Origin of the sequence: Streptomyces sp. AC512_CC834, from assembly GCF_019049325.1 — a bacterium.
Lineage (GTDB): Bacteria > Actinomycetota > Actinomycetes > Streptomycetales > Streptomycetaceae > Streptomyces.
Genome location: NZ_JAGMUO010000020.1, coordinates 1 through 22,054, shown reverse-complemented (window position 1 = coordinate 22,054; position 22,054 = coordinate 1). Strand labels below are relative to the sequence as shown.

The following is a 22,054-nucleotide window of genomic DNA, read 5'->3' as shown; positions in this document are numbered from 1 at the left end:
TTGAGGACATGGCCGCGCAGATCAACCCCAGCATCCTGTCCGCCGACTTCGCCCGCCTCGCGGACGAGGCCAAGGCGGTCGAAGGGGCCGACTGGCTCAACGTCGACGTCATTGACAACCACTTCGTCCCGAACCTCACGCTCGGCGTGCCGGTTGTGGAGTCCCTGGCCCGCGCGACGGACACCCCGCTGGACTGCCACCTGATGATCGACGCCCCCGACCGCTGGGCGCCCCAGTACGTGGAGGCGGGCGCCGGTTCCGTCACCTTCCACGTCGAGGCGGCCGCCGCGCCGGTGCGGCTCGCGCGGGAGATCCGGGCCAAGGGCGCCCGCGCCTCCATGGCGCTGAGGCCCGCGACGCCGATCGAGCCGTACGAGGATCTGCTCCCCGAACTCGACATGCTGCTGATCATGACGGTTGAACCGGGCTTCGGCGGGCAGGCGTTCCTGGACATCATGCTCCCGAAGATCCGGCGGACCCGTGAGTTGATCAAGAAGCACGGTCTGGAGCTGTGGCTCCAGGTCGACGGCGGGGTGTCGGCATCGACGATCGAGCGGTGCGCCGACGCCGGCGCCGACGTCTTCGTCGCGGGTTCCGCCGTGTACGGGGCGTCCGACCCGGCCGAGGCGGTACGTGCATTGCGCACGCAGGCCGAGGCGGCGACCGCCAAGGCGTCCTGGGCGTGCGACCACTGAGGAACAGAACGTGAACGGCTCTCATCAGGGCTGATCAAGTGCGCCGAATCTGCAAGGATGAACGGCGTATCCAGAGTGTGAACAGCAGTGAGGAGATCGCCGTGTCGGGTATGTCGGCGGGCCGTTCAGCCATGCGGATGGGACCCGCTGAGCTGGTCCAGGCGGCGGCCATGGCCCGCCGCTTCTACCTCGAGGGCAAGTCCAAGATCCAGATCGCGGAGGAGTTCGGCGTCAGCCGCTTCAAGGTGGCCAGGGTCCTGGAGACCGCCCTTGAGCGCGACCTTGTACGAATCGAGATCCGGGTGCCGGCCGAGCTGGACGCCGAGCGCTCGGACGCCCTGCGGGCCCGCTACGGGCTCAGGCACGCCGTCGTGGTGGAGTCCCCGGCCGACGCCGAGGAGACGCCCGACCCGGAGAACCTGGGCGAGGTGGCCGCCGACCTGCTCGGCGAGCTGGTCAACGAGGGCGACGTGCTGGGCCTGGCCTGGGGCCGTTCCACCATCCACATGGCGGCGGCGCTCGACCGGCTGCCACCGTGCACGGTCGTGCAACTGACGGGCGTGTACGACGCCGGGACCGCCGAGCGCGGCTCGGTCGAGGCCGTCCGCCGCGCCGCCCAGGTGTCCGGCGGCGACGCGCACCCCATCTACGCGCCGATGCTCCTGCCGGACGCGGCCACCGCGCAGGCGCTGCGGCACCAGACCGGGATCGCCCGGGCCTTCGAGTACTTCGACAAGGTCACGGTCGCCTGCGTCTCCATCGGCTCCTGGGAGCCGGGCATCTCGACGGTGCACGACATGCTCAGCGACGAGGAGCGCGCGCACTACGCCTCGCTCGGTGTCGCCGCCGAGATGTCCGCGCACCTCTTCGACTCCGAGGGCCGCCGGGTCGGGCGGGACCTGGGGGAGCGGTGCATCACGGTCAAGGCCGACCAGCTCCGCCGTATCCCCGAGGTCGTGGCGATCGCGGGCGGGCAGCGCAAGGCGGCGGCCATCGACGCGGTGCTGCGCTCCGGTCTTGTCACCAGCCTGGTGACGGACACGTCGGCCGCGGACTACCTGATGACGGTGGGTTCGGCACCGAAGTCGACGCTCAACCGGACCGACCCGGACGGAATCTGACGGCTGATCAGGACAGGAGAGGGCGCGCATGACCGAGGACCCGGCGGGACGGCTCGTGGTCACGTTGGACCTCGGCGGAGTCACGGACAAGGCGGGCCTGATGGACCGCTGCGCCCGTGCCCTGGCGCTGCCCGACTGGTTCGGCCGGAACTGGGACGCGCTCGCCGACTCCCTCTCCGACCCGTCCGTCTGGCCGGCTCAGGCCCGTCAGCGGGGGCTGGTCCTGTGGTGCGGGGCCGGCGGGCGTACGCCGAGGCGCGGCCGGACGAGTGGACCGTGGCCGAGGAGGTCTTCGCCGAGGCCACGGACCGCGGACCGGGACTCTTCGTCACGCTCGGTCCTGGAGGTTCCTCCAAGGAGGTCGCTGACCAGCCTGGATGATCTGCCCGGGGGTTGCGGGCGGTCGGCCGTGGGACAATGAAGTACGTGCTCTTTCCCCCTGGCTGACCTGTCCGGGGGCCACCTCTGATCGACTGGGATGTGCAGCACGTGCGTTTCCTGAATGACATCCAGCCCTCGTACGACCTGACGTACGACGACGTGTTCATGGTGCCGAGCCGCTCCGCCGTGGGCTCCCGGCAGGGCGTGGACCTCGGCTCCCCGGACGGCACGGGCACCACCATCCCGCTCGTCGTCGCCAACATGACCGCCATCGCGGGCCGCCGCATGGCCGAGACGATGGCCCGGCGAGGCGGCCTCGTGGTCATCCCGCAGGACATCCCGATCGAGGTCGTCACCGACGTCGTCTCCTGGGTCAAGAGCCGCCACCACGTCCTGGACACCCCGATCGTGCTGGCCCCGCACCAGACCGTCGCCGACGCGCTGTCCCTGCTGCCCAAGCGCGCGCACAACGCCGGAGTCGTCGTCGACGGGGACAACAGGCCGGTCGGCGTGGTCACCGACACCGACCTGACCGGCGTGGACCGCTTCACCCAGCTCGAAGAGGTCATGTCCAAGGACCTGATCCTCATCGACGCGGACCTGGACCCGCGCGAGGCCTTCAACACCCTCGACGCGGCCAACCGCCGCTACGCGCCCGCCGTCGACAAGGACGGCCGCCTGGCCGGCATCCTCACCCGCAAGGGCGCCCTGCGCGCCACTCTGTACACCCCGGCGACCGACGCGGACGGCAGGCTCCGCATCGCCGCCGCCGTCGGCATCAACGGCGACGTGGCGGGCAAGGCCGAGCAGCTCCTCGACGCGGGCGTGGACACCCTCGTCATCGACACCGCCCACGGCCACCAGGAGTCGATGATCGGCGCGGTCAAGGTGGTCCGCGACCTCGACCCGCGGGTCCCGATCGTCGCCGGCAACATCGTCTCCGCCGAGGGCGTGCGCGACCTGATCGAGGCGGGCGCCGACATCGTCAAGGTCGGCGTCGGACCGGGCGCCATGTGCACCACCCGCATGATGACCGGCGTCGGCCGGCCGCAGTTCTCCGCCGTCCTGGAGTGCGCCGCCGAGGCGAAGAAGTACGGCAAGCACGTGTGGGCCGACGGCGGCATCCGCCATCCGCGCGACGTGGCGATGGCCCTCGCGGCCGGCGCGTCCAACGTCATGGTCGGCTCCTGGTTCGCCGGTACCTACGAGTCCCCGGGCGACCTCCAGCACGACGCCGACGGCCGCGCCTACAAGGAGTCCTTCGGCATGGCCTCCGCCCGCGCGGTGCGCAACCGCACCTCCGAGGAGTCGGCGTACGACCGGGCCCGCAAGGCGCTGTTCGAGGAGGGCATCTCCACCTCCCGGATGTTCCTCGACCCGTCCCGGCCCGGCGTCGAGGACCTGATCGACGCGATCATCGCGGGCGTCCGCTCCTCCTGCACCTACGCCGGTGCCGCCTCCCTGGAGGAGTTCGCCGAGAAGGCCATCGTCGGCATCCAGAGCGCCGCGGGCTACGCCGAGGGCAAGCCGCTGCACGCGAGCTGGAGCTGATACGTCCTGCGCTCGCATGCGTCAGGGCGGCTTGACGTCAAGCCCCCTGACGTGACGCTGGACGCATGACGACACCGCAGAGCATCGAGCCGCAGCACACCCTGCTGACCGCCGTGGCCCGCCTCGACGAACTGCGCAACCGTGAGTCCCTCGCCGGGTTCGGCAGCGACGACGAGGCCCTGGACCGCCCCCAGCTCCTCGAACTGCTCGCGCTGAGCGAGGTGGTCGCCCGCAAGGCCGCCTACGGGCGCCAGCTCACCGTCCGCGCGGCCCGGGAGGCCGGCGCCTCCTGGTCGCAGATCGGGGACGCGCTGGGCACCAGCAAGCAGGCCGCCTGGGAGGCGCACATGCGCTGGATCGACGCCCAGGAGGCCGCCCGCGACCGACCCGGACAGATCGGGTTCGACGCGGCGGACGCGGCCGAGGCACGCACCGTCGCGGGCGAGCCGGACGGCCACTGACCAGGGGCGATCGAGGGGCGATCGAGGGGTGATCGAGGGGTGATCGAGGGATGATCCACGGCCCGCCGGCCCCCGCGCGCAACGCCGTACAGGCCTCGCGCAACGAACGTCCGCGTTGCCGCGGTGAACGCAACGATCGTGCCCGGACGCGCAAGGTTGCTGCATTACCGGGGCAGCGCGCCGCTCGTAGTGTTCTGCGCTGTACGTGGCGTGGCGGGGACCCCGCTCGGTGGGTTCCCGCTCTTCACGAGCGCGCCCCGCCGGTCCCCGCCGCTCCAGAGGCACGCCGGGACCCGCCCCGCCCAGCACGGCGGGCGCGACCGGCAGCGACAAAGGAGTCAACGCGTGCTCGACCAAGGCGCACCCCCGCACCCCGACGCATCGGCCGGCCCCTCGTCCCCGGGCCTGGCCTCGCGCCTCATGCGCCGCAAGCCCGTGGAACGCCTGGTCGCGGAGGGCGGCCAGGGCGAGGGCGGCAGCCTCCGCCGCTCCCTCGGCCTCTGGCAGCTCACGATGATCAGCATCGGTGCCACCCTCGGCACCGGCATCTTCGTCGTCCTCGGCGAGGCCGTCCCCAAGGCCGGCCCGGCCGTCACGCTCTCCTTCGTCATCGCCGGACTCACGGCACTCTTCTCGGCCCTGTCCTACGCCGAACTGGCCGGCACCATCCCGGTCGCCGGGTCCTCGTACTCGTACGCCTACGCCACGATGGGCGAACTGGTCGCCTGGATCTGCGGCTGGTGCCTGGTGCTGGAGTACGGCGTGTCGGTGGCCGCCGTCGCCGTCGGCTGGGGCGAGTACCTCAACGAGCTGCTCGACGGCACCATCGGCGTCACCCTCCCCGCCGTCCTGTCGGCACCGCCCGGCGACGGCGGCGTCTTCAACCTGCCCGCGCTGATCGTCGTACTGCTGGCCATGACGTTCCTGCTGGGCGGCGCCCGCGAGTCCGCCCGCGCCAACACCGTCATGGTCGTCGTCAAGATCGCGGCCCTGGTGCTGTTCTGCGCGATCGGCGTCCAGGGCTTCCGCTCCGGCAACTACGAGCACTTCATGCCGCTCGGCATGGCGGGCGTCAGCGCGGCCGGGGCGACGCTCTTCTTCTCGTACATCGGCTTCGACGCCGCCTCCACCGCCGGCGAGGAGGCGAAGAACGCCCAGCGCGACCTGCCCCGCGCGATCATGCTGTCCCTGGTCGTCGTCACGGTGCTGTACGTCCTCGTCGCGGCCGTCGCCGTCGGCGCCAAGCCCTGGCGCACCTTCACCGACTCGGAAGCCTCCCTCGCCCAGATCATGACCGACGTCACCGGGCAGAGCTTCTGGGGCACCCTGCTGGCCTTCTGCGCGGTCGTCGCGATCGCCAGCGTCGTCCTGACCGTCCTCTACGGCCAGACCCGCGTCCTGTTCGCCATGTCCCGCGACGGACTGGTGCCCAAGGTGTTCTCCAAGGTCCACCCGAAGACCGGCGCACCGCGCGCGAACACGCTGATCGTCTCCCTGTTCTGCGGGGTGCTCGCCGCGGTCGTCCCGCTCGGGCAGCTCGCCGACGCCACCAGCATCGGCACCCTCTTCGCCTTCGCCCTGGTCAACGTCGCCGTCGTGGTGCTGCGCCGGACCCGTCCCGACATGCGCCGCACCTTCCGGGTGCCGCTGTCGCCTGTCCTGCCGGCCGTCGGCTTCGCCCTCTGCGTGTGGATGATGGGCAGCCTGTCCACCGTCACCTGGGTGGTCTTCGGTGTCTGGATGGCGGTGGGCCTCGTGTTCTACTTCCTGTACGGCCACCGCCGCTCCCGACTCGCCACGCCGGACACGTCCCAGGTCCGGGCGCACCAGAAGTGAAGTGAACGACCCGCAGTGCTGAACGATCTCGACGAACGCATCGTGCACGCCCTCGCCGAGGACGCCCGCCGCTCCTACGCGGACATCGGGCAGTCGGTCGGCCTCTCCGCGCCCGCCGTGAAACGGCGCGTGGACCGGCTGCGCGCCACCGGCGCCATCACCGGCTTCACCGTACGGGTCGACCCCGCCGCGCTCGGCTGGGAGACCGAGGGGTTCGTCGAGATCCACTGCCGCCGCAACACCTCGCCGGAGACCATCCAGCGGGGCCTGGAGCGCTACCAGGAGGTCGTGGCCGCGTCCACCGTCACCGGGGACGCGGACGCGGTCGCCCAGGTCTTCGCCTCCGACATGCGGCACTTCGAGCGGGTCCTGGAACGGATCGCCGGGGAGCCGTTCGTGGAGCGCACCAAGTCCGTGCTGGTGCTCTCGCCGCTGCTGCGCCGCTTCTCGTCGGGCTCGCCCACATAACCCGGTAACCCGGTAACCCGGTAACCCGGTGGGCAGGACGGCGGCCGCCGTCTAGCATCGGCCACATGACCCGGCGACATTGATCCACCCGTAGCGCCTCCTCCCGAGGGCCGCCCCGGACGCCGTACCTCCGGTGTCCGATCCGCCCCCTCGGGAAGGCCCCATGACTCTCTCACCCTCGGCGGAGCGTGCCCACCCCGCCGCCGGTACCCGCCGGCTGGCGCGCACGCTGTACGCCTCCGCGTTCTGCGACGAGTTCGTCCTGCTGTACCCGGTGTACGCGCTGCTGTTCAGCGACACCGGTCTGTCCGTGTGGCAGATGTCCTCGCTCTTCGCCCTGTGGTCGCTGACCGGCGTGCTGCTCGAGGTGCCCTCCGGTGCCTGGGCCGACGCCGTCTCCCGACGGCTGCTGCTGATCATCGGCCCGCTGCTCACCGCCGCCGGCTTCGCCCTGTGGGTGCTCGTGCCCTCCTACGGCGCCTTCGCGCTCGGCTTCGTGCTGTGGGGCGCCGGCGGAGCGCTCGGCTCGGGCGCGCTGGAGGCGCTGGTCCACGACGAGCTGGACCGGGCCGGAGCGGCCGACCGCTACGCCCGCGTCATGGGCCGGGCCCGGGCGATCGGCATCGCCGCGACGATGACCGCGATGGGCCTGGCCGGTCCCGTGTTCGCCTGGGGCGGCTACGACGCGGTGGGCGCGGCGAGCGTGCTGGCCTGCCTGGCCGGGGCCCTGGTGGCGACCCGGTTCCCCGAGCACCGCGAGCCCTCCGGCACCGGCGAGCGCTGGTCCGCGACCCTGCGCGCCGGACTCGCCGAGGCCCGCACCGACCGGTCCGTGCGCGGCGCGCTGCTCCTCGTTCCGGCCGTGACCGCGGTGTGGGGCACGCTCGACGAGTACGCGCCGCTGCTGGTGCGGGACACCGGGGTCGCGGCGCAGACCGTGCCCTGGCTGCTGCTGGTGATCTGGGCCGGCGCCACGGTCGGCAGCCTGCTGGCCGGTCCCGCCGAACGCCTGGCCAGCAACGGGTTCGCCGCCCTGCTCACCTGCTCCGCGCTCGCTCTGGCGGTGGGTGCCCTGGCCGGCACACCGGCCGCGCTGGTCCTGGTCGCGCTCGCCTTCGGCGGTTTCCAGTTGGCGACCGTCCTGGCCGACGCCCGCCTCCAGCGCCGCATCGACGACACCGGGCGGGCCACCCTGACCTCGGTGGCGGGCCTCGGCACCGAGCTGGGCAACCTCGCCACCTACGGCGGCTACGCGGTCGCGGCCACGACCTGGGGCCACGGCACCGCGTTCGCGCTGTCCGCGGTGCCGTACCTGCTGACGGCGCTGGTGCTGGCCGGCGCCGCCCGCACTACGGTCGCGGCAGCCAGGGCACGACCTCGAAGTCGCCGGTCCCCTTCCTGACCTCTTCCTGACCTTCTCCAAGGGCGCCGACCCCGTCGGTGAACGTGATGTCGTCCCCGGCCGACCGGTACAGCTCGGCGCTGCCGGTCAGTGCGGCGGCCTCCCTCGGGGGCGGGCCCTCGTTCAGGCCCTCGTGGGGTCCTGAGGCGACCGCGGCGCCGGTGGTCATGGCGGTGATCAGCAGGGCGGCGCAGAGTGCGGCGGTCGCGGTACGGCGTTTCAAGGTGGTCCTCTCCCATGGATCTCGATTGGATCGATCGAATGGATCGAAGCCGGTGCATCGGACGGTCACCAGTGTTCCGGCGCCGAACCCGCACCACATCGGGCCCAGGGAGGGAGCGACTCCGCCGCGCGGCGGGGGAGGACGGACCCGGTCTGCTTCTCGGGGATGAGGGGAGGGCCCGCGGGGGCGCACAACGAATCGCCGTGGGGTGCCGGGCGCACGCAACGATCCGCTCACCGGCGCGCAACAGGTCCGTCTTGTCCCGCCGAGTCCGCCGACCGTACCGTCTATCTGGCCCCCGACCCCCTCCCACCGGCGAGGAACACGCATGCGCACCGCCCTGCTCCAGAGCTCCGGCCGGCCCGGCTCCACCGCCGAGAACCTCAAGGTCCTCGACGAGGCCGCGAGCCGTGCCGCCGCCGCGGGTGCCGGGCTGCTCGTCACCTCCGAGCTGTTCCTGACCGGATACGCGATCGGCGACGACATCGGTGTCCTCGCCGAGACCGCCGACGGCGACTCGGCCGACGCCGTCGCGGAGATCGCCGGGCGGCACGGCCTCGCGATCGCCTACGGCTACCCGGAGCGGGCCGGCGAGAGCGTCTTCAACTCCGTCCAACTGATCTCCGCCGACGGCACCCGCCTGGCCGGCTACCGCAAGACCCACCTCTTCGGCTGCTTCGAGCGCGAGCACTTCACGCCGGGAGAGCAGCCCGTCGTGCAGGCGCGGCTCGACGGAGTCACCGTCGGCCTGATGATCTGCTACGACGTGGAGTTCCCGGAGAACGTCCGCGCCCACGCCCTGGCCGGGACCGACCTGCTGCTCGTCCCGACCGCGCAGATGCACCCGTTCCAGTTCGTCGCCGAGTCCGTCGTGCCGGTGCGGGCCTTCGAGAACCAGCTCTACGTGGCGTACGTCAACCGCGTCGGCCGCGAGGGCGAGTTCGAGTTCGTCGGCCTGTCCACCCTCGCCGGCCCCGACGGGACCGCCCGCGCCCGGGCCGGGCGCGTGGAGGAGCTGGTCCTCGGCGACGTCGACCCGGCGTTCCTGGCCGCCTCGCGCGAGGCCAACCCGTATCTGAAGGACCGCCGTCCCGGCCTCTACGGCTCCCTCGGCTGAGCCGCACATCCCACCCCCAGTCCGCCAGCTTCGCCAGTTCCGCCAGTTCCGCCAGTTCCGCCTCGCAAGGAGTCCGTACCCCATGACGTCCACCGTGCCCAACGCGATCGAGCACGCAGACGAGCAGCAGCCGCCGATCACCATGTTCGGGCCGGACTTCCCGTACGCGTACGACGACTTCCTCGCCCACCCGGCGGGGCTCGGCCAGATACCCGCGACCGAACACGGCACCGAGGTCGCGGTCATCGGCGGCGGCCTGTCCGGCATCGTGGCCGCCCACGAGCTGATGAAGATGGGCCTCAAGCCCGTCGTCTACGAGGCCGACCGGATCGGCGGGCGCCTGCGGACCGTGGGCTTCGACGGCTGCGACCCCTCGCTGACCGCCGAAATGGGCGCGATGCGCTTCCCGCCCTCCTCCACCGCCCTCCAGCACTACATCGACCTGGTGGGCCTTCAGACCCAGGCCTTCCCCAACCCCCTCGCCGAGGCGACCCCGTCGACCGTCGTCGACCTCAAGGGCGAGTCGCACTACGCCGAGACGCTCGACGACCTTCCCCAGGTCTACCGGGACGTGGCCGACGCCTGGGCGAAGTGCCTCGAAGAGGGCGCCGACTTCTCCGACATGAACCGCGCCCTGCGCGAGCGCGACGTCCCGCGCATCCGCGAGATCTGGGCGAAGCTGGTCGAGAAGTTCGACAACCAGACCTTCTACGGCTTCCTCTGCGACTCCGAGTCCTTCAAGTCCTTCCGGCACCGCGAGATCTTCGGCCAGGTCGGCTTCGGCACCGGCGGCTGGGACACCGACTTCCCCAACTCCATCCTGGAGATCCTCCGCGTCGTCTACACCGAGGCCGACGACCACCACCGCGGCATCGTCGGCGGCTCCCAGCAGTTGCCGACGAGGCTCTGGGAGCGCGAGCCGGAGAAGATCGTCCACTGGCCCCACGGCACCTCGCTGAAGTCCCTGCACGTGGACGGCGAGCCGCGCCCGGCCGTGACCCGGCTGGACCGCACCGCCGGCAACCGCATCACCGTCACGGACGCCGACGGCGACATCCGCACGTACCGGGCGGCGATCTTCACCGCGCAGTCCTGGATGCTGCTCTCCAAGATCGCCTGCGACGACTCGCTCTTCCCCATCGACCACTGGACCGCGATCGAGCGGACCCACTACATGGAGTCCTCCAAGCTCTTCGTGCCGGTCGACCGCCCGTTCTGGCTGGACAAGGACGAGGACACCGGCCGGGACGTCATGTCGATGACGCTCACCGACCGCATGACCCGCGGCACCTACCTCCTGGACGACGGTCCCGACAGGCCCGCCGTCATCTGCCTCTCCTACACCTGGTGCGACGACAGCCTGAAGTGGCTGCCGCTGTCCGCGGGCGAGCGGATGGAGGTCATGCTGAAGTCGCTCGGCGAGATCTACCCGAAGGTCGACATCAGGAAGCACGTCATCGGCAACCCGGTGACGGTCTCCTGGGAGAACGAGCCCTACTTCATGGGCGCGTTCAAGGCCAACCTGCCCGGTCACTACCGCTACCAGCGGCGCCTGTTCACGCACTTCGTGCAGGAGGAGCTGCCCGAGGACAAGCGGGGCATCTTCCTCGCCGGCGACGACATCTCCTGGACGGCCGGCTGGGCCGAGGGCGCCGTCCAGACCGCGCTGAACGCGGTCTGGGGCGTCATGCACCACTTCGGCGGCGAGACCGACGCGACCAACCCGGGCCCGGGCGACCTCTACGCCGAGATCGCGCCGGTGGAACTCCCCGAGGACTAGGACCGGACCTGTCCCGGGGCCGGTCGCTAGATCCCGGCGGCCCGCGCCTTCTCATACACCTCGACGGCCACGTCCTTCAGTTCCTCCGCGTCGCGCGTGCTGGACTGGAGGTCGACGAGGATCTCCTCGAGGCCGATCTCGGCGTGCGCGGCCAGGTCCTCGACGATCTGGTCGACGCCGCCCTGGAAGGGGCGGCGGTCGGCACCCTCGTGGTTCGCCCTGCTGTACTGGCAGTTGACCCGCAGCACCGTCCGGATCGGTTCCGTACGGCCCCGCTCGGCGGCCAGGTCGCGCAACTGCCGCCACTGCTCGGCGACGACCTCGGCGCCCATGCCCGTCGGCAGCCAGCCGTCGGCGTGGTCGACCAGGCGGCGCCGGGCCTTCCCGCTGCCCGCCGCCAGCAGGATCGGGATCGGCCGGGCGGGTTTGGGCCCGACCACGGACGACGCGATCTTCGTGACCTCGCCGTCGTACACCACCGGGTCCGGGCCCCACACCGCCCGGCACACCTCGATCAGCTCGTCCAGCGCCCGGCCGCGCTCGGCGAACGGCCGCACGGACGCCGCCGCGTACTCGTCGTGGGACCAGCCGGTGCCGAGGCCCGCCACCACCCGGCCGCCGCTCGCCGAGTCCAGCGAGGCCAGCGCCTTGGCGAGCTGGAACGGGACGTGCAGCGGGGCGACCAGCACGCTCGTGCCCAGTTGGGCCCGTTCGGTGGCCGCGGCGGCCAGGGTGAGGGTGACCAGCGGCTCCGCCACGCTCCGGTACGAGTCCGGCCAGGGCAGGCCCTCGATGCCGTACAGCCCCTGGGTGGCGGGCTCGGGGAACAGGGCGCGCTCGAAGACCCACAGGCTCTCGTAGCCCGTCCGCTCCGCCGCGCGCGCCACGTCGGGGACGTCCTTGCCGATGTCGTACTGCCGCATCTGGGGGAGGCCGAGTCCGAGCCGGGTCGTCATACCGGGGTGCTCCTTCGCGGTCGGAGTGCGATGTCGCCGATGGGTTCAACATACAGCGATCGCTCGGGAGTTCCGTGAGCGCACACCGGGGGAGGACGGGCAAGGAGCGGAACGGCCGGATCAGTCCGGCAGCGGAGTGAGCAGCATGCGGCCCGCCAGCCCCACCGCCGCGTCCAGCCGCTCGGTGAACTCCCCGGCGATGTCCGGCAGCCCGCGCAGCGCCCACAGCGCGCGGGCCGCGGCCCAAGAGGCCTCGCGGGCGCGCTCCAGGCTCCAGGAGCCGAGCAGATGGGTCAGCGGATCGGCGATCCGGAGGAGATCGGGACCCGGCATCAGCTCATCGCGGATGCGCTCCTCCAGCGAGACGAGGAGATCACCCACCCGGTCGAACTCGTCCTCCAGGTCCACGGGTTCGCAGCCGAGCGTACGACAGGTGTCCACCACGGCCAGCGCCAGATCGTGGCCGATGTGCGCGTTGATGCCCGCCAGCGCGAAGTGTTCCGAGTAACATCACATGCCATGACGCAACTCACGCGGCGCTCTGGCGGTACGCCCCAGCACGCGCTACGAGTCGTCGGGGCGATCCGGCTCAGCCGGTACCACGACGCCACCACCTCCCCGGAGGTGCAGGAAGAGATGATCACCCTTGCCGCGCACCGCATCAGTGGCGCGCTGGTCGGGTGGGCGAAGGACATCGACGTATCCGCCCTGAAGACGTCCCCCTGGGAGCGGGAAGAGCTTGCCTATTGGCTCGACCGTCCCGACGAGTGGGATGTCCTCATCTGGCAGCGTATGGACCGCGCTGTACGCAGCATGGCAGATATGGCAAACCTGGGACGGTTCGCCAAGCAGCACGGTAAGCGCCTCGTGTTCGCGTCCGGTCCTGGCGGCGACATGCTAGAGCTGGACTTCGGCTCCGCCATGTCAGAGCTGATCATGTTGATTCTCGCCTTCGCCGCTCAACTCGAAGGTCAGACGATCGTCGAGCGGAACCAGGGTGCGGCGGCTCGACTTCAGTCCTTGGGGCGTTGGGCCGGCGGCCCCGTGCCCTACGGCTTCGCACCGGAGCGGAAGACGTTCCCCGACGGTAACGAGGGCTGGTGGCTGGGAGAGCACAAGGAGACGGCCGACATCCGCCGCGCCGCTATCGCGCGTGCTATCGCTGGGAAGTCGTTCAGTGAGATCACGGACTGGTTGAACTCGTCGGGTGCCGTCACTCCGACGAACCACAGGGCACGACTTGCCGAACGCGACGAGGACGCCTCAAGCCTGTGGATGTCGACGACCGTGCGGTCAATGCTGATGTCGGCGTTGAACCGCGGGCACCTCGTCACTCGTGAGGGGGCGACGATTCGCAACGCTGACGGCAGTCCTGTGCTCCAGGGGGTTGCGCTGATCAATGACGAGACGTGGTACCGGCTCCAGGAAGCGTTGAAGAAGCGAGCCGTCGAAGCTCTCCAGGCCCCCCGACGTCGCGACGCGCACGAGTTGCTGGGCATCCTGACGTGCCACTGGTGCACCGCCAACATGCACACTGCCTCACGGACGGAGCACGACGGGACGCAGACGGCACAGTTCCGCTGCAACAGCGCCCACCACGGGAAGGACGCGCCGAAGCCCACCATCACCCGCGCGACCACCGTTGCGTGGGTCCACGCGGAGTTCGTACGTCGCTTCGGTTTCATGCGACGGACACAGATCGTCCGCACTCCCGGCGTCGACCACCGCCCGGAGATTGCGGAGCTGGAGGCGAACCTAGAAGAGCTGGGAAAGAGGCTGCCCACGATGCGCGGCGCCGCCGCTGACGTCGTGGCGGGGCAGATGAACGGCATCGCCGGACGGCTGGAAACGCTGAGGGAAGCCCCCTTCGAGCCACCCCGGGTGCAGGAGGTACAGCTAGACACGACGTGGGGCGACGCATTCAACGAGGCGAGCGACGAGGAGCGTCGTCAGATTCTGCTCGACATGTACATCCGCGTCACGGTTGGCCCTCCCACGGGATGGCGTCGCCCCGTGGAGGAGCGGCTCACGATGGAGATCGACCGTCCGGACCCGGAGGCTGACGCGCTGGAGGAAGCGCTCCATCAAGCGTCTCTGTAGCCAGGCACGCAAGAGCCCCCGTCGGACCACATCCGACGGGGGCTCTTCGTCATTCTGCGGGCGGCTTGCTCCACGGGCCGGCTGGAGGACGTTCAGGGAGCTTGGCGCCTGGCCGGCGCAGGTACCAGCGGATGAACTCCCTGATCACCTGCGTCCGCGGGCTGCGTCCTGTCGGATGCATCGTCTTCGCAGCGTCGCCGAATGGGTCCCACTCCTCGTTGGCGGGGACGCGGACGCTCTTGGGAGTCTCGTAGTCGCGTGGGGGTGTCATGCGCTCAGCGTACGGGGCTTGTCTCTACAAGGGCAAGCGAAGCTGTAGGGACAATGGGCTTGCGTTTGTAGAGACAACGAAGCTACGTTGTCTCTACAAGAACGAGGCAAGCGAAAACCCCGCCGGTCCGGGAAGACAGTGACGGGGTCTCGCTCCACAAAGGGAGACACCATCATGGCACGCTTCGCCAACCTCACCCCCTCCTTCCTCGTCGTCGGCCCCGTGGAGACGGACGACAACCGCGACAACTTGAGGGGCTACGCCCTCGACGTCTCGCAGCAGATGGGGCACCCGACGACGTACGCCACGCACACCGACTACTCCGTTACCGACTTCGCGGCCGTGTTCGTCCTCGGCTCCGTCACGGAGCTGCGCGACGCGTCTACCCTCGTCCTCGTCGGCGAGGCTCTGGCGGCCGGCATACCGGTTCTGGAGCCGCAGGGACCGCAGGCTGCGGGACGCTGCGACGACTGCGGGCAGGCTCAGACGATCCGCACCGTCACCGACGAGTACGGGGACACCTTGTGCGCAACGTGCAGGGGCGAGGCGGCGTGCGCGTGGTGCGGAGAGGGCGCCGACGAGTCGACGATGCTCGTCGAGAACGGCGCCACGTGGATCCCGGCGCACTCCGGCTGCGCCCGTGCCGTCCTCCCCGCCCTCGTATAGCTCACTCTGCGTAACATTCGCCCCCGAGAGGCTCCGGCCTCCGGGGGCGTCGCCGTCTCCGGAGTACGTGACGCAGGTCACACGAATGAGGATGTGGAGCCCTCGATTCCGCAGATGTAAGCACTGAAAGTGCGTTTACCCCTTACGTGATCGACAGACTAGCCAAACTGGCGGGTCAGTTTGCATGCCTCTCGTCCTTCGCATCGTCGCAGTTCAGCGCCCCTTTCTTCCCCGGAATCCATCCCTCCGGGGTCATTCTCAGCTCAATATTTACTTCTAGACCCCGCCCGTCTAAGGAAAGCTGAGATGGGGGTCTAGTTCGCGTTTCGACCCCAACTCTGTCCAGGGGAGGCGGAAACCTCTCTCTGACGGAGGGCGGGGGAGGGTGACGCCCGCAATGCCTCCGAGAACGCGTTTGAAGGTACCTCTGGCGTTCTGGAGGGTGCTCCGGCGATCCCATTTGACCTTCGAGGTTGCGATAGGCCGGGAGAACGCCACCTATGGCATCGTCGCAGGCCGCTTCCGCCCCGGTGGGGCCAGCCTGGCAATCGTTACACTCCGTAGCCGAAATCGGGTCCCCGCCCTTCCTCGACGTCGCGCGCCACATCCGCCACGGCGCAGGGCAAACATCTGGCGCTCCACGCCCCATAACAAAGGTGTGACCGCAGTTCGCGGCTCAGCGACGGCACCAAGGGGCAACCATGGAAAACGACTTCGGCGCACCCATCCCGCGACGCACCATCCGCGCTCAGGACGTGGACGACTCCGCCGCTCTGGCGATGGAGCTGGAGGAGGAGCACGACGCCTATGTCTCCAGTGGGCGCGTGCCGTGGCGGGGACTGAGCGGACACGATCCGCTGGACGACCTCACCGACGACGAGTTCAGGCAGCGTCAGTGGGAGGACTGGCACGACGCGTCGGAGGTCGACGAGGAGCGCCCCCAGCGCAACCGGCCGTCGGGGCGGGGCGTCGACATTGTCCCGCCCTCCGTTGGTGAGGTGACGGTCCGCGTGGACCCCGCCATCCGCGCCGCCTTCGCGGCCAAGCAGGCGGCAGCGGAACCGCAGGCGTCGTGGGAGGTCGAGGGAGGCACGGTGACTGTCGTCGGCGCGCTGAAGCTCTGGCGAGGCCCCTGCGCTCAGTGCTCCCGGGAGTTCGAGCAGACCCGTCCCGGGGACCAGAAGTGCCGTTGGAAGAAGACGTGCAGCGACGTCTGCGCGGCAGCATGGAAGCGCGACCGTGCCCGGGAGCGGAAGCAGAAGCAGCGGGAGCGTGAGCGCGGGCGCGACGCTGCCTGACGTCACGCTATACACGTAGGAGGGGGAGGCGCCCCTCCTACTCGTCGCGGAGCCTCCGGCCCGGAGTGCCTTGCCGTTGCAGGCTCCCGCGAATGCGTGGCCGTCAACCTCTCCTCTGACGGCTGCGCCTGAAGCCCCGCCATCCGTGTTGAGCGCCGGTTCTCCCGTTCCTCCGGGACCGGGACGCTCCGCGGGTGGTGGGGCTTTCTCATGCCCACCTTGGAGCGATGGAGCGACTACACAGACGGAGACCTGATGCGCAATACCGACGTGCTTACACCCGTCAAGCGGCCATGCCAGACATGCGGTGACGTCTTCCCCGTGACGTTGGATCACTGGCCATCCAACCCGGCGGGACGCGACGGCATCCGGCCGCACTGCCTTGGCTGTTACAACGCCTCCCGACGGGAGGCTTACGAAATCGACCCCGAACCCGTACGCCGGCGTAACCGTGAGCGGTATGCCGAGCGTGCCGAGCACTTCCGTACGGCCTTGACCCCATGTGGGCAGGGCCGTTCGGCGTTTTCCGACACGGAGGAAGACCGATGAGAGCAACTACGAACCCTGAACTAACCGCAGCGTGGGCCACCGTGCCCGACGTCGCAAAGGCGCAGGAGCGCCACGAGGCGGCCGTAAGACTGCGCCGGGAGTTCCGCCCCGGAAAGAGCCCCGCGGACGCCGTGGCGGGCGTCCAGAGGGACGCGCAGGCGGAGTTCCTGGAGTCCGGCAAGTGGCCCGCCGACTTCACCCGGAGGGTTGGCAAGGCGCACACGGAGGCTGTCGCGTGGGAGGCCGAAGCGCTCGCCCTGCGGGGGCTGGAGGACTCCACGAAGGCGACTGCGGAGCACCTTCGGGAGTCCCTCTCCGCCGATGTCCTGGAGCACCTCGACGGACGCCTGACGGAGATTCTCGACACAGCGAAGAGCGCTGGGGATGCGCTGGGCGGTGTCACGTCCGCGGAACAGGCCATCGAGGCGGGGGCGGATGCCCTGGACGCCTGGCGCTCCCTGACGTCGCTCGTGAGCGACTACAGCAACGTTCGCGCGGCTCAGTGGGACGTCCTTCGCGCCGTGACTCTCTCCGACGAACAGTCGCGCATGCGGACATGGCGTGCGCAGGGCCACGGGGAGATCAAGGGCGTCCGCGTCGACGCTATTCCCGCGTTCGTCGTCGACGGCATCCGCTCCGGCGCCTACGACGTCGAGTTCCTCGTGTGGGTGGCGCAGAGCGACGCGGGCTACGTCCCGACGTCGTATGACGACCTGGAGGCGGAAGTCGCAGCGTCGACCGATCCCGTCTCGTACGACGATCACGGCCCCCTCATCGACCTCTCCCCGCGCGTCATGCCGGAGAGGCAGCCCCGCCCGGCGCAGGTCTATACGCACTCCAGCACGCCGCACCTGGACGCCTCGCAGCCGGCGCCTGCCAAGCCGAAGGCCAACGCGAGCGCCCCGGACCGTGAGCCGTCGACCACCGACTACTTCTAGGAGCGACCATGCCTGAACTCACCCCTGAGGAAGCGCGCGACAACGCGCTTACCGAACTCGCCCGCCTCCGCGCAGGCCTGGCCGCTGGCCTCACCCCCGAACAGTCCGCCCGACTCCAGGGCAGCACGGACGAGGAACTGACGGCCGACGCGTCGGCCTTCGCCGCGGAACTCGGACTCACCGACGCTCCTGCGTCGACCCCCCGCGTCGGCGGTCCGCGTGGTGGCGACGTCGGCGGAGGCGCCGGAACCGTCGCAGCCGGCGCGGAACGCTTCAGGACGAAGCACCCGCAGCGCGTGACGCCGGAGGCTCAGCAGCGCCGGACCAACCCGTTTCGTGAGAACGGCTACACGATGGAGAACCGATGATCTCGACCCACGCCTTCGGCGAGTTCCTTGCTGAGATCCGCGCGCAAGCGCAGGAACTGAACGGCGAAGAGGTGACCGTCAACCTCGTCGGCGGACAGACCCTCACGGGCACGCTGACGTTCGTGTCGCGTCCGCTTGTGAACCCACCGGGTTCTTACGAATGGCCGAAGGCGCTCACGGTCACCGTGGAGACGAAGGATCACTTCGTGCGCCTGGACCACGTCAGCAGCATCGGTCAGGGTTAGGAGGAACCATGGTTGCCCCGGGACCACGAAGAGACCCCACGCGGCCCTACAGCCGCGCAAACCGGGAGGGCGGGAAGCAGCCCCGCGCCGCCCCCGTCGTCCTCCCCCTGGCCGGCTGCGACCTCCCCGTACCATCGATGCCGCCAGGGCGGGCGTGGACGGAGGCGGAAGAGGTTATGTGGGCCGGCCTGTGGGAGTCACCACAGGCCACGCAGTACGACGACTCGTACATCCCGCTCGTAGCGCTGTACGTACAGATCGTGTGTCAGTCGCTGAGCAGTCGTGCGACGGCTGGCCTGGCAAGTGAGGCACGCTACCTTGCCGATCACCTGGGTTTGTCCCCCGCTGGACTGCGAACACTGGGCTGGGTGATGGAGGCAGCCGACACACATGCGGCTGAGCTGCACGCGTTGCCCGCACCCACGTCGGACATACGCGAGCGCATGGCAAGGCTCACGTCGTGAGTGAGCGCAAGCGCGCCATGCTCGCGCGACGCACGGCAGCACAGACGCACAGCACGGAGGGACTGTCCTGCCCGCGGGAGCTACGCACACCGTGCGTCGTGTGGGACTGGCTGAGCGTGGACGAGGCAACGGACGTCGAGCGCAAAGGCATGAACTCACCGTTCGTCATCCGTGCTTGGCGACGCTGGCAGGACGAGCGACGCAGCTACGCGGAGCGCGTCGGGCTGGGTGAGGCAGCAGCGTGCGGACCGACCGGACGGCCGACGCTGCAACGCTCTGACCTGCGGTGACGTAGGGGGGTGTACCGCACCCGCATGCCTCGTGTATCGAAGAGGTGCTCTCCGGCTCCCTCTGGTAGCCGGTTGGAGGTCGACCTGAGGGGCGCCGAGAGGCCCACTGAAGGCCCCTCAGAGCCCCCAGAGCCGGCCCGGTGGATCGTCAGAGACCCCCAACCCGGGAGGCGGGCGCCTGTGGCTTCGGCTCACTCGCCGACGGTCTACCGTAACAAAACCGCAGGTCAGACACTTGTAAGTGTGACGCGCTGCCCCTAGACTGGGTGCATGAAGAGGACGTGTGAGCACTGCCACGGTGACATGCCGATCATGGCGCGCTCTCACGCCCTCACCTGCTCACCCCGTTGCCGCAAGGCTCGCTCACGAGCACGCCAGGCGAACGCCATACCCGCGGAGCTGACGTCACGTCCCCGCTGGGTGCGCCACTCCTCGACGAAGGTCCCTCTGACGACCGCCGGCAAGGCAGCGTCGAGCACCGCCCCACGGACGTGGACGTCGTACGAGGATGCCCGCTCCTCGTCGGCCGGCGTGGGGCTTGGCTTCGTTCTGAACGGCGATGGCATCGTGTGCATCGATTTGGACCACGCCATCGCCCCTGACGGCTCGCTGAAGCCTTGGGCGGAGGACATCGTCACGGCCGCTGGAGCGACCTACACAGAGGTGTCAGCCTCCGGCGAAGGCCTCCACGTCTTCGGATACGCCGACGTCCGACAGGGACGCCGTATCCGACGTGAAGGCGGCTACGCCGTGGAGGTCTACGGCACCGGACGGTTCATCGCCATGACGAACCGCCCCTTCCGCGGAGCGCCCTCTGTGCTCGCGGACACCAGCTCACTGGTTCGTCGGCTGACGGCATAGCCACACCCCACCACTTCACAGCCCCGGAGGAGTCGCTCCCCGGGGCTCTCGGCATGCCCTGGAGGCACTGTGACCACCGTTCCCCCGACGCTCCCTTGCCAGCGCCCCGGGTGCACCTTCCAACGGGCCTACAACCCGAATCGCCCGCCAAGGCGGAGACGTGAGAGGACGTGCGGCGCTGCGTGCGGTGTGTGGCTCCTCCGCGCGAAGCACGCCGACCGAGACGGGGACGCCGCGGAGGCCGCGAAGTTGATACGGCTCGCTGCGCGCCTCGACGCCCGCCGCTCCCCGTCGCAGCACGTTGCTGGCGTCTTCACACAGCGCAGGTCGTATCCCGCCTGACGTCGACGAGCAACACCCCATAAACCATTCAGCCCCGATGGGACGCCATCGGGGCTCCGTCGTATCTGGACGTCCAATGACCCATTACCCCATGAGATGTTCCCGCCCGTTGTGCTGTTTTGCGCCGTTGCCGGCGATGAACGGAGCTAACGGGTTGGAGGTATCCGAATTCTGTTCTGACGCCTGCCGTGAATGGCTCGTCGCGTCAGTCGCAAACGCCCGTTGTGAGGCGACAACGGAGGCGGAACGGCAGGCTAAACGTCTGTTCCTCATAAGCGACCTGCTCAACCTCCGTGACCATCCGAGCGACATGACCTTCTTCACGACGCCAACGGAGCCACTGAAGCCGCGGGAGGTGCAACATAGCTGGTAGCACGGACATCGTCGGCGTCGTCGGCGTAGATGTGGTGCCAGTCGCACCCATGCTCCACACCCGCTTGAAGGCACTCGCTCTCCCCATCGCAACGCGCGTCGGGGAGGAAGCCGGCGAGAAAATGGGCGATGCCATCGCCCGTAATCTGGCAACGGCTATCCCAAACGCTGTAAACACCGGCGGGAGAGCCGCGCAAACGGCGGGAACGCGACAAGGCAATAACGTTGGTGGCGCCTTCGCCCGCTCCCTCCGTGCCAAGCTGGAGCAAGCGTTCCGCTCCATGCCGAAGCTGGACATCAAGCTCTCTGACACGGGCGTGGACGCGGAGCTTGCCCGTATCCGGGCGAAGCTGGAACAGCTCTCCAACAAGCGTGTGGGCATCGACATCGACGCCGTCACTGCACGAGCCCAGGTAGAAGCGCTGGAGGAGCAGCTCCGACGGCTGGGGGCTGCTCACCCCAACGTGGCCGTCAGGGCTGACACGGCTGCCGCCCGCGCGGCACTCCGGGCATTCCGCGAAGAAATCGACGCAGTGACTGCGGATCCTGCGACGATCCGCCTGGAGACCGACGGCTCCTTCGGCGCCAAGCTGCGCGCAGCAGTGCGCGAGGCGGAGGCGTCGCTCCCCAACATCAACATCAACGCCGACACTTCACCGGCTCAGCTTGAGATTGCCCGGCTGCGTGAGGAGCTGACGAGCCTCCGGGATGCCCGCGTAGGCATCGACATCGACTCCGGGACGGCACTCGCCAGGATCGAAGCGATTCAGGCGAGGCTCGCGGCCCTCTCCGCTTCTGACGCAGACGTCGCCGTCCGGGTCGACGCAGCAGCCGCAGAGGCTCGCCTTGCGGCGGTTCACCGCCAGGTCAATGACTTGGACCGGGATGACGTCCGCATCCGCGTTCACGCCAACACTCGGCAAGCTCGCATGGCGCTGCTTCAGCTTGCCGTCGGTATCGGCGCCGTCGCTGCCGCTCCGCTGCTCCCCATCGCTGCCGCAGGCATCGGCGCCATTGCGTCGGCCGCCACCGTGGCGGCTGCAAGCGTCGGCGCGCTCGCCCTGGCTGCGATCCCCGCCATCAAGGGCGTTACCGACGTCATCAAGGCGAAGACTGCCGCGGACAAGGAGTCCGCCTCAGCGTCGGAAAACAGCGCCGCAGCCGGTGTGAAGGCCGCTCAACAGGCCCTTCAGATGGCGTCGGAGCAATAGTCAAGAGTTGTGGATGGGTTGGATTTGCAGCTCAGTTGTTGCCCGGCTGCGCGAGGTTCGTTCTGGCGGCGTTGCGGATCCGCTTGGT

The 22,054-nt window shown here is 69.7% G+C and carries 21 protein-coding genes and 2 pseudogenes; 19 read left to right on the top strand and 4 right to left on the bottom strand.

What is annotated here, in order from left to right; all coding sequences use genetic code 11:
* The first annotated feature begins 8 nt into the window (after positions 1-8).
* From rpe to KUM40_RS07745, 8 genes and pseudogenes are all read left to right on the top strand, one after another.
* A complete protein-coding gene (gene rpe / locus KUM40_RS07780; protein WP_217164290.1) occupies positions 9-695 on the top strand; it encodes a ribulose-phosphate 3-epimerase in 687 nt (228 codons plus the stop codon).
* A 77-nt stretch (positions 696-772) separates the two neighbouring features.
* Positions 773-1,816, top strand: coding sequence for a sugar-binding transcriptional regulator (locus KUM40_RS07775; RefSeq protein ID WP_217164287.1), 1,044 nt, complete (start codon positions 773-775; stop codon positions 1,814-1,816).
* Positions 1,817-1,844: 28 nt separating this feature from the next.
* Positions 1,845-2,197 (top strand): annotated as a pseudogene (locus tag KUM40_RS07770) (barstar family protein).
* 108 nt (positions 2,198-2,305) lie between these two features.
* Positions 2,306-3,748 carry a GuaB1 family IMP dehydrogenase-related protein gene (locus KUM40_RS07765; RefSeq protein WP_217164285.1) on the top strand — a complete coding sequence of 481 codons (1,443 nt, stop codon included), beginning with the start codon at positions 2,306-2,308 and terminating at the stop codon, positions 3,746-3,748.
* A 65-nt stretch (positions 3,749-3,813) separates the two neighbouring features.
* Complete coding sequence (locus KUM40_RS07760; RefSeq protein WP_217164276.1) at positions 3,814-4,209, top strand: hypothetical protein; 396 nt, start codon at positions 3,814-3,816, stop codon at positions 4,207-4,209.
* Positions 4,210-4,554: 345 nt separating this feature from the next.
* Positions 4,555-6,045, top strand: a complete 1,491-nt coding sequence (locus tag KUM40_RS07755) for an amino acid permease (RefSeq protein WP_217164274.1) — start codon at positions 4,555-4,557, stop codon at positions 6,043-6,045.
* A 15-nt stretch (positions 6,046-6,060) separates the two neighbouring features.
* Positions 6,061-6,513, top strand: coding sequence for an Lrp/AsnC family transcriptional regulator (locus KUM40_RS07750; protein WP_217164272.1), 453 nt, complete (start codon positions 6,061-6,063; stop codon positions 6,511-6,513).
* A 163-nt stretch (positions 6,514-6,676) separates the two neighbouring features.
* Complete coding sequence (locus KUM40_RS07745) at positions 6,677-7,915, top strand: MFS transporter (protein WP_217164270.1); 1,239 nt, start codon at positions 6,677-6,679, stop codon at positions 7,913-7,915.
* On the opposite strand, the gene KUM40_RS07740 is transcribed toward KUM40_RS07745, so the two are convergent.
* Entirely contained in the window at positions 7,863-8,138 is a 276-nt protein-coding gene (locus tag KUM40_RS07740) for a hypothetical protein (protein ID WP_254394746.1), read from the bottom strand. The genes KUM40_RS07745 and KUM40_RS07740 overlap by 53 nt on opposite strands.
* A gap of 328 nt (positions 8,139-8,466) precedes the next feature.
* On the opposite strand from KUM40_RS07740, the gene KUM40_RS07735 reads away from it, so the two are divergent.
* Together KUM40_RS07735 and KUM40_RS07730 are read left to right on the top strand one after the other, a co-directional pair.
* Complete coding sequence (locus KUM40_RS07735) at positions 8,467-9,255, top strand: carbon-nitrogen hydrolase family protein (protein ID WP_217164268.1); 789 nt, start codon at positions 8,467-8,469, stop codon at positions 9,253-9,255.
* 82 nt (positions 9,256-9,337) lie between these two features.
* Entirely contained in the window at positions 9,338-11,035 is a 1,698-nt protein-coding gene (locus KUM40_RS07730) for an NAD(P)/FAD-dependent oxidoreductase (protein WP_217164266.1), read from the top strand.
* A gap of 26 nt (positions 11,036-11,061) precedes the next feature.
* Here the strand turns inward: KUM40_RS07730 and KUM40_RS07725 are convergent, their stop codons facing one another.
* Entirely contained in the window at positions 11,062-11,991 is a 930-nt protein-coding gene (locus KUM40_RS07725; protein WP_217164264.1) for an LLM class F420-dependent oxidoreductase, read from the bottom strand.
* Between the two features lie 120 nt (positions 11,992-12,111).
* Positions 12,112-12,486, bottom strand: a pseudogene (locus KUM40_RS07720) (DUF5995 family protein); the annotation flags it as partial.
* 24 nt (positions 12,487-12,510) lie between these two features.
* Between KUM40_RS07720 and KUM40_RS07715 the strand changes: the two are divergent.
* Complete coding sequence (locus tag KUM40_RS07715; RefSeq protein WP_217164262.1) at positions 12,511-14,091, top strand: recombinase family protein; 1,581 nt, start codon at positions 12,511-12,513, stop codon at positions 14,089-14,091.
* 49 nt (positions 14,092-14,140) lie between these two features.
* Here the strand turns inward: KUM40_RS07715 and KUM40_RS07710 are convergent, their stop codons facing one another.
* Positions 14,141-14,362: a hypothetical protein gene (locus KUM40_RS07710; RefSeq protein ID WP_217164260.1), complete on the bottom strand. Its 222-nt coding sequence runs from the start codon at positions 14,360-14,362 to the stop codon at positions 14,141-14,143.
* Between the two features lie 174 nt (positions 14,363-14,536).
* On the opposite strand from KUM40_RS07710, the gene KUM40_RS07705 reads away from it, so the two are divergent.
* The 8 genes from KUM40_RS07705 (at position 14,537) to KUM40_RS07670 (ending at position 21,966) form a co-directional block, all read left to right on the top strand.
* Entirely contained in the window at positions 14,537-15,028 is a 492-nt protein-coding gene (locus tag KUM40_RS07705; RefSeq protein WP_217164258.1) for a hypothetical protein, read from the top strand.
* A gap of 701 nt (positions 15,029-15,729) precedes the next feature.
* Entirely contained in the window at positions 15,730-16,326 is a 597-nt protein-coding gene (locus KUM40_RS07700) for a hypothetical protein (protein WP_217164256.1), read from the top strand.
* A gap of 590 nt (positions 16,327-16,916) precedes the next feature.
* Entirely contained in the window at positions 16,917-17,813 is an 897-nt protein-coding gene (locus KUM40_RS07695) for a hypothetical protein (protein WP_217164254.1), read from the top strand.
* A gap of 8 nt (positions 17,814-17,821) precedes the next feature.
* A complete protein-coding gene (locus KUM40_RS07690; RefSeq protein WP_217164252.1) occupies positions 17,822-18,181 on the top strand; it encodes a hypothetical protein in 360 nt (119 codons plus the stop codon).
* Entirely contained in the window at positions 18,178-18,426 is a 249-nt protein-coding gene (locus tag KUM40_RS07685; RefSeq protein ID WP_217164250.1) for a hypothetical protein, read from the top strand. Before KUM40_RS07690 ends, KUM40_RS07685 begins: the two co-directional genes overlap by 4 nt.
* Positions 18,427-18,886: 460 nt before the next feature.
* Entirely contained in the window at positions 18,887-19,180 is a 294-nt protein-coding gene (locus KUM40_RS07680) for a hypothetical protein (protein ID WP_217164248.1), read from the top strand.
* A gap of 420 nt (positions 19,181-19,600) precedes the next feature.
* A complete protein-coding gene (locus tag KUM40_RS07675) occupies positions 19,601-20,041 on the top strand; it encodes a hypothetical protein (RefSeq protein ID WP_308401080.1) in 441 nt (146 codons plus the stop codon).
* Positions 20,042-20,805: 764 nt separating this feature from the next.
* Positions 20,806-21,966, top strand: a complete 1,161-nt coding sequence (locus tag KUM40_RS07670; RefSeq protein WP_217164242.1) for a hypothetical protein — start codon at positions 20,806-20,808, stop codon at positions 21,964-21,966.
* Positions 21,967-22,054 lie beyond the last annotated feature (88 nt).